This window comes from Actinomadura parmotrematis (assembly GCF_019458805.1).
Taxonomy (GTDB): Bacteria; Actinomycetota; Actinomycetes; order Streptosporangiales; family Streptosporangiaceae; genus Spirillospora; species Spirillospora parmotrematis.
Genome location: NZ_JAIBOA010000030.1, coordinates 83130 through 90436, shown reverse-complemented (window position 1 = coordinate 90436; position 7307 = coordinate 83130). Strand labels below are relative to the sequence as shown.

Here is a 7307-nt window from a genome sequence, read left to right as displayed (position 1 = left end):
CCGCCGGGGCGCTGCCGGCGGCGGGCGCCCCGGTCTACGCCGAGCAGGCCCCCCACGGCGGGTACGGCCTCGTCGGGGGGTCCCGCACCCGCCTCACCGGGCTCAGCCGCGACGAGGCCGAGGCGCTGTTCCTGTCCGGGCTGCCCGGCCCGGTCCGCGACATGGGCCTCGCCGACGCGGTCGCGACCGCCGGGCTGAAGGTCCTCGCCGCGCTGCCCGCCGCGCTCGGCGACGCGGCCGGGCGCGCGGGCCAGCGCTTCCACCTGGACGTCCCCGGCTGGTTCGGCGGCGGCGACCCGCCGCCGCTGCTGCGCGGCCTGGCCGCCGCCGTCTGGCGGGACGAGGTCGTCGAGCTCGGCTACCGCAAGGGCGGGACGGAGGTGCGGCGGGTCGCCGAGCCCCTCGGCCTCGTCCTGAAGGGCGGCATCTGGTACCTGGTCGCGGGGGTGGACGGCGGCCACCGCACCTACCGGGTGGACCGGATCGCCGCGGTGCGCCCCACCGGGGACGGCTTCACCCGCGACCCCGGCTTCGACCTGCCGGAGCACTGGGCGGGGCGGGCCGAGGAGTTCATCACCGCGATGCTGCCCGGCGAGGCGCGGGTCCGGCTGAGCCCCCGCGGCCTGCGGGCGCTCCGCCACGCGGTCGTGCCGTACGCGGCCCGCCGCGCCGCCGAGGCGGCCGGCGGACCCGACGGGGACGGGTGGGTGACCACCGTGCTCCCCGTCGAGTCCGCCGAGGTCGCCGCGGACGAGCTGCTGCGGCTCGGCCCCGAGGTCGAGGTGCTGGAGCCGCCCGAGCTGAGGGCGCTGCTCGCGGGCGCCGCCGAGCGGACCGCCGCCCTCTACCGGTAGCCGGTCGTGTCGGCGGGCTTGCCGCCGTACACGACCTCGGCGATGTAGCGCAACGCGTCGGGGCGGCTGCCGTCCACGTCGGTGAACCCGTATTCGGCGGCGAGGCCCGCGCTCGACAGCGACGCGCCGTTCCAGCGGTGCCGGTCCGGGTCGGCGGCGAGCGCGGCGACCGCGCGGCCGACGAAGGCAGGCGTTTCGGAGATGGCGAAGTGCGGGTCCACGGCGGTGCCCTCCAGCCAGTTCTCCTCGGTGACGCCGAAGTGCTCCAGCATCGCCTCCGAACGCAGCCAGCCGGGAGTCAGCGACACCGCCGTGCCGCCGTGCGGGCCGATCTCGGCGGCCTGCGCGAGGCCGAGACGGATCACCGACCACTTGGCGAGGTCGTAGAACAGGCCGGTCTCGGAGCGGTAGGCGGCGTTGCTCTCGGCGGTGCCGTCGGTGACCTCGACGACGAGGCCGCCGGGCTCGCGGATCAGCAGCGGCAGCAGCGCGTGGCTGGTGACCAGGTGGGTCTCCACGCCGAGCCGGAGCAGCCGCAGCCCGTCCTCCAGGGACAGGTCCCAGAACGGCACGCCGAACTTGAACAGGTGCTCGGCGCCCCAGATGTCGTTGACGAGCACGTCGAGGCGCCCCCGCTCGTCCTCGACGCGGCGGGCGAGCGCGGCGACCTGGGCGGGGTCCAGGTGGTCGGCGGCGACGGCGATGCCGCGGCCGCCGGCGGCGGTGACGAGCTCGGCGGTCTCCTCGATGGTCTCGGGGCGCCCCACCTCCGAGCGGCGGGCGCGGGTCGTGCGGCCGGTGACGTAGACGGTGGCGCCGGCGGCGCCGAGCGCCACCGCGATGCCGCGCCCGGCGCCGCGGGTCCCGCCCGCGACGACGGCGGTCTTTCCTGTGAGTGTTCGGTCCATGTCCCCGATGCTGGCCCGGATACCTGACATCCGCCGTCAGGTATCCGGGCGTGTCCTCCAGGCGTGCGGTCAGCCGCGCGCGAGGCGCAGCACGTTCCCGACGATGGCGTGGCCGGAGCGGCCGGCGGCGGTGAGGATCGACTCGGGGTGGAACTGCACCGCCCAGCGGCGGCGGGCGGGGTCCTCGACGGCCATGACGACGTCGCCGGTGAGCGCCGTCACCTCGAAGCCCCGCACCCGGTCGGGCGTGGCGTGCAGGGAGTGGTAGCGGGCGGCGGTGAACTCGTCCGGCAGGCCGTCGAACAGGGCGCCGCCCGCGACCTTCACCCGGCCCGGCTTGCCGTGGGAGGGCTCGGGCAGCAGCGCGAGCGACCCGCCGGCGTGCTCGACCATCGCCTGCAGGCCGAGGCAGACGCCGAACGCGGGCAGGCCGCGCTCGTCGAGGGCGTCGAGCAGCGCGGAGGTCGCGAAGTCCGCCGGGCGGCCGGGGCCGGGCGACAGCACCACGAGGTCGGGGGCGTGCTCGTCCAGCAGCCGGGACGGGAAGCCGTGCCGCAGCGTCACCACGTCGGCGCCGTGCTGGCGGAAGTAGTCGGCGAGGGTGTTGACGAAGGAGTCCTCGTGGTCGACGAGCAGCACCTTCATGCCCTCCCCGTCGCGGGCGGGCGCCGGCTCGTCCGCCGCGTCGGCGGCTCCCGCCGCCCCGTCCTCGACGGCGGCGAGGGCGCCGAGCAGCGCGCTCGCCTTCAGGTGCGTCTCGCGCTCCTCCTCCTCGGGGTCGGAGTCGTAGAGCAGCGTCGCGCCCGCGCGGACGGTCGCGACGCCGTCGCGGATCTGCGCGGTGCGGAGGGTGAGGCCGGTGTTCATCGAGCCGTCGAACCCGACGCAGCCGACGGCGCCGCCGTACCAGCGGCGCGGCTCGTCCTCGTGGTCCTCGATGAACTGCATCGCCCAGGTCTTCGGGGCGCCGGTGACGGTGACGGCCCACATGTGGGTGAGGAAGGCGTCCAGGGCGTCGAACCCGGGCCGCAGCCGGCCCTCGATGTGGTCGACGGTGTGGATGAGCCGCGAGTACAGCTCGATCTGGCGGCGGCCGAGGACGCGGACGCTGCCGGGCACGCACACCCGGGACTTGTCGTTGCGGTCCACGTCGGTGCACATGGTGAGCTCGGACTCGTCCTTGGCCGAGGACAGGATGGTGCGGATCTGCTCGGCGTCCTCCAGCGGGTCGCCGCCGCGCCGGATCGTGCCGGCGATCGGGCAGGTCTCGACCCGGTCGCCGGTGACGCGGACGAACATCTCCGGCGAGGCGCCGACCAGGTACTCGCCGTCGCCGAGGTTGAACATGAACTCGTAGGGCGCGGGGTTGGTCTCGCGGAGCCGCTCGAAGAACGCCGCCGGGTCGGCGCAGCGCCCGTACATGGCGTGGCCGGGGGTGACCTCGAACAGGTCGCCGCGCACGAACTTGTCCTTGGCGTCACGGACCATCTGCGCGTACACGCCGGGCACCGGCTGCGGCGGCAGGTCCGCCACCGCGCGGACGGGCGTCGGCTCGGTGTCGCGCGGCAGGCCGGCGGTGGAGGCGCCGCCGACCTCGAACTCGTAGGACATGCGGTGGGAGGTCTCGCGCTTGCGGTCGACGACGGTGAGCTCGTCGGCGAGGTGCAGGACGAGGTCGCGCTGGTCGGCCGGGCGCTCCAGGCGGGTGCGCAGCGGCTCGAACTGCAGCGACAGGTCGTACCCGAACGCCCCGTACAGGCCGAGGTGGGGGTCGTCGCAGGCGAACAGGGCGACGACGGCGCGGACCGCGGTGAACACCGTCGGCTGGCGGCTGCGGTCCTCCTCGGCGAAGAACTCCCCGGTCGCCGCGACGTGCACCGCGACGGTCCCGGCGTCGCGGGCGACGACCTCGCCGGCGGGGGCCACCGCGTCCGCGACGGCGGGCAGCAGGACCCGGCCGCGGCCGTTCAGGGCCCGGACGGTGAGCGTGCGGCCGCGCGCGACGATCTCCAGGCAGGGGTCGGCGTAGGCCATGTGCCAGCGGCTGTAGCGGCCCGGATACTCCATGCCCGAGCTCAGCACCCCGCCGCGGCGCCGCCCGACGGCGTCGACCAGGGCGTTCAGCACGGCGGACTTGCGCTCGGGGTCGACGGGGGTGGCGGTACGGGTCACCCGCACACCGCCCGCGGTGACGAAGTGGGTGGTCAGTGGCCGCTGTGAGACGGACTCCATCGCGGTGGCCCCTCGATTCCGGGCCCCCCACCGGCGGGAAAGCAGAACGACCGCCCGGGTGGGGGGCGGTCGCCTGGATGTCGAACGTGCGAGAACCGGCACCGCCTCAGCGGCGCCACCACCACTGGCGGGATCCGGTTCGCATGGGGCGAGCCTACCGGTTCGCCGGGACGGCGGCGACCGTTTCACCCCGAAGGGCGCTCCCCGTCCTCCTCCGGCGGCCCGGAACCGCCGAGCCGCAGGCCCGCGCCGCCGGCCCAGCCGGTGAGCTCCAGCAGGACGCGGACGCGGTGGGGCAGCGGGTCCAGCACGAGGACGCGGCCCTCGCCGGCCGCGCGCCCGGCGTCCGCGAGCGCCCGCAGGCCGCCGAGGTCGATGCCCTGCAGCCCGCCGAGGTCGACGCGCAGGTCCCGTCCGGGTGCGCGGTCCAGCGCCTCGCGCAGGGCCCGCGCGAGCGCGGCGCGGCCGCCCGCGTCGACCTCGCCCTCGACCCGCAGGACCGGCGGGTCGCCCGCGGACGTGATGCGCAGCCGCCCGTCGTCGAACTCGGTCGCCACCGGCCGCTCCTCCCCGCCCGCAGCATGCCAGCGCCGCGCGGAGCGCACCCCGCATTCGCGGAAAACCCGCGCGGTCCATAAAGAGAAAGCGTTTATGTCAGGGCATCTTATTATTTGCCGCATCGGTCCCAGGCTGCGGGAACGATATCCGACAACGGCCGCCGGGCCCGCCGGGCCGGTGTTAGCCTGCGCTCCTTCGGCCCGCGTTTGTCCTCATAGCTGCGACGGGTGCCTGCGATGACGACGACCACCACGGCGGGGGGCGGCCCGGTGCCCCCCGCGCCCGGCGGCCCGGCCCTGGAGATGGCGGCGGGCGGGCGCCGCCTGCTGCCCGCCGCCGGCGGGCGGCTGGCCTTCTGGACCTGCCCGGCCGGGGCGGCCGGCGATCCGTTCGCGCGGCGGGCGGCGCCGCCGGGCGGGCCCGCGCGCTGGGACCTGTCGGCCGGCTGGGCGGCCGCCGTCCACCCCGGCGACCTGGAGCGCTGCCGCGCCACGCACCGCGAGGCCGCCGCGGCGGGCCGGCCGTTCGAGCTGGAGTACCGGCTGCGCCTCGCGGGGGGCGGGCACGGCCGCGTGCACGACAGCGCCCTGCCCTGCCTGGCCCCCGACGGGACGTTCGCGGGGTACGTCGGGACCTGCGCCGACGTCACCGGCGAGCGCCGCGAGCAGGACCGGCGGCGGCTTCTGGTGGACGTGTTCACCGCCCTCGACACCGGCCCGTCGCTCGGCGCCCGGCTGCGGCTCGCCGGGCACGTCCTCGTCCCCGAGTTCGCCGCCCGCTGCGTCATCGAGCCGCCCGCGCCCGCCCGGCCGCTGGTGGTCGCGGGCGGGGACGCCGGCCCCGACGACGCCGCGCTCACCGACGCCGCCGTCCGCCGCTGGCTGCGCGAGGCGTGGACGCGGCGGCACACGCGGGTCCCGGCCCCGCCCGAGCGCGGGCCGGGCCGCATCGCGGTGCCGCTGTCGGCCGACGGGCGGATGCTCGGCACGCTGCGGCTGGAGCGCGCCGCGGACGCACCGCCCTACGACGCGGCCGACCACGCCTTCGCCGAGGAGGCGGCGCGGCGCATGGCCGCCCACCTGGACTACGCGCGGCTGCTGTACGCCGAGCGGGCCGCGCGCGCCCGCGCCGAGGTCGCCGCCGGCCGCACCGCCCGCATGCAGCGCCTCGCCGCCGCCCTGTCGAGCGCGCTCACCGCCGACCAGGTCGCCGCCGTCATCGCCCGGCACGCGCGGGCCGCGGCCTCCTCCGACGCCCGCGCCACCGTCCTGGAGGTCGCGGGCGCCGAGCTGCGGGTCATGGCCTGCACCGGCCCCGGCCACACCGGCCCGGACGCGGCCGCGGTGCTGCCGGTCGCCCGCCCCTATCCGGCCGCGCTCGCCGCCATGCTCGACCGGCCCCGGCCCTTCTGGGCGGGCGCGCCGGCCGGCGGCAGCGACGCCTGCCCCGCCTGCCCTCCGCTGCCGCGGCCGGGCGTCGCCGCGCTGCTGACGCTCGGCCTCGCCGGGGAGACGATGGCGGTGCTGTCGCTCGGCCTGCCGCCCGGCCGGGCGCTGTCGGCGGACGAGCGCGCCGACCTCACCGCCGTCGCCGACCTCGGCGCGCAGGCCCTCGGCCGCGCCCGCCGCTTCGACGCCGAGCAGCGCGTGGCGGGCGCGCTCCAGCAGAACCTGCTCCCCGAGGCACTGCCCGAGGTGCCGGGCACGGCCGCCTGCGCCCGCTACCGGCCCGCCGCCGGCGACCGGTTCGGCGGCGACTGGTACGACCTCGTCCCCGTCGACGGCGACCGCGTCGCGGTCGCGGTCGGCGACGTGTCCGGCCACGGCATCGGCGCCACCGCCACCATGAGCCGGATCCGCGGCGCCCTGTCGGCCTACCTCGCCGAGGGCCACTCCCCCGGCCGGGCGCTCGCCCTCACGTCCGCGCTGACGCGGGCGCTGCCGCCCGAGACCATCGTCACGGTGTGCTGCGCGCTGATCGATCCGGCCGCCGGGACGCTGGAGTACGCCAACGCCGGGCACCCGCCGCCGCTGCTGCGCGCCGCCGACGGCGCCGTGACCCCCCTCGACGCCGTCCTCGACACCCCGCTCGGCGTCGTCCCCGGCGCGCCCTGCGCGGCCGCCGGCGCCGCGTTCCCGCCGGGCGCGACGCTGCTGCTCTACACCGACGGGCTCGTCGAGCGGCGCGGCGAGCACCTCGGCACCGGCCTCGCCCGGCTGTCGGCCGCGCTCGGCGCCGCCGCGCGCCCGCTGGAGCCGCTCGCCGACGCGCTGCTCGCCGCCACCGCGCCCGGCGGCGCCGACGACGTCACCCTCCTGCTGGTCCGGGCGACGGCCGGCCCGCCCGCGTTCGCGTCCTCCTTCACCTGCACGGCCGAGGCGCTGAGCGCGCTGCGCGGCGATCTCGCGCGCTGGCTCGCCGGGGCGGGCGCCGCCCCGGACGACGTCCACACCGCCGTGCTGGCGTGCGGCGAGGCCGTCGCCAACGCCGCCGAGCACGGCTACGGCTTCGCGCCCGGCCCGGTCGAGGTCGAGGCCCGCCTGGACGGCCGGACGCTGCGGCTGCGGGTCGCCGACAACGGCCGCTGGCAGGTGCCGCGGTCCCCGGACGGCGGCCGCGGCCTCGCCGTCATGCGCGCCCTGATGGACGCCGTCGACGTCGCGCCGACGCCGGCGGGCACCACCGTCACCCTGACCTGGGAACTCTCCGCGCCCGCGTGATCCACCCCCCGAACGGGGTTCTGTTCCCGCGCCGA

5 protein-coding genes are annotated in these 7307 nt (G+C 77.7%); 2 read left to right on the top strand and 3 right to left on the bottom strand.

Translation table 11 applies throughout. From position 1 onward, the window contains the following. The coding region (locus K1Y72_RS32665) for a helix-turn-helix transcriptional regulator (protein WP_220170390.1) at window positions 1-854 on the top strand (854 nt) is incomplete at its 5' end. On the opposite strand, the gene K1Y72_RS32660 is transcribed toward K1Y72_RS32665, so the two are convergent. The 3 genes from K1Y72_RS32660 to K1Y72_RS32650 all read right to left on the bottom strand — a co-directional run bounded on the left by K1Y72_RS32660 (window position 845) and on the right by K1Y72_RS32650 (window position 4551). Continuing rightward, window positions 845-1762: an SDR family oxidoreductase gene (locus K1Y72_RS32660; RefSeq protein ID WP_220170389.1), complete on the bottom strand. Its 918-nt coding sequence runs from the start codon at window positions 1760-1762 to the stop codon at window positions 845-847. The two genes, K1Y72_RS32665 and K1Y72_RS32660, sit on opposite strands and share 10 nt — an antisense overlap. Window positions 1763-1831: 69 nt before the next feature. Then, window positions 1832-3994, bottom strand: a complete 2163-nt coding sequence (locus K1Y72_RS32655) for an anthranilate synthase component I (RefSeq protein WP_220170388.1) — start codon at window positions 3992-3994, stop codon at window positions 1832-1834. A 185-nt stretch (window positions 3995-4179) separates the two neighbouring features. Next, window positions 4180-4551, bottom strand: a complete 372-nt coding sequence (locus K1Y72_RS32650; RefSeq protein WP_220170387.1) for an STAS domain-containing protein — start codon at window positions 4549-4551, stop codon at window positions 4180-4182. Between the two features lie 237 nt (window positions 4552-4788). Between K1Y72_RS32650 and K1Y72_RS32645 the strand changes: the two genes are divergently transcribed. Further along, complete coding sequence (locus K1Y72_RS32645) at window positions 4789-7272, top strand: SpoIIE family protein phosphatase (RefSeq protein ID WP_220170386.1); 2484 nt, start codon at window positions 4789-4791, stop codon at window positions 7270-7272. Window positions 7273-7307 lie beyond the last annotated feature (35 nt).

Excerpts from the sequence above, each read along its gene's own strand:
- K1Y72_RS32660 (WP_220170389.1), bottom strand. The coding sequence starts at position 1,762 with ATGGACCGAACACTCACAGGAAAGACCGCCGTCGTCGCGGGCGGGACC.
- K1Y72_RS32655 (WP_220170388.1), bottom strand. The coding sequence starts at position 3,994 with ATGGAGTCCGTCTCACAGCGGCCACTGACCACCCACTTCGTCACCGCG.
- K1Y72_RS32645 (WP_220170386.1), top strand. The coding sequence starts at position 4,789 with ATGACGACGACCACCACGGCGGGGGGCGGCCCGGTGCCCCCCGCGCCC.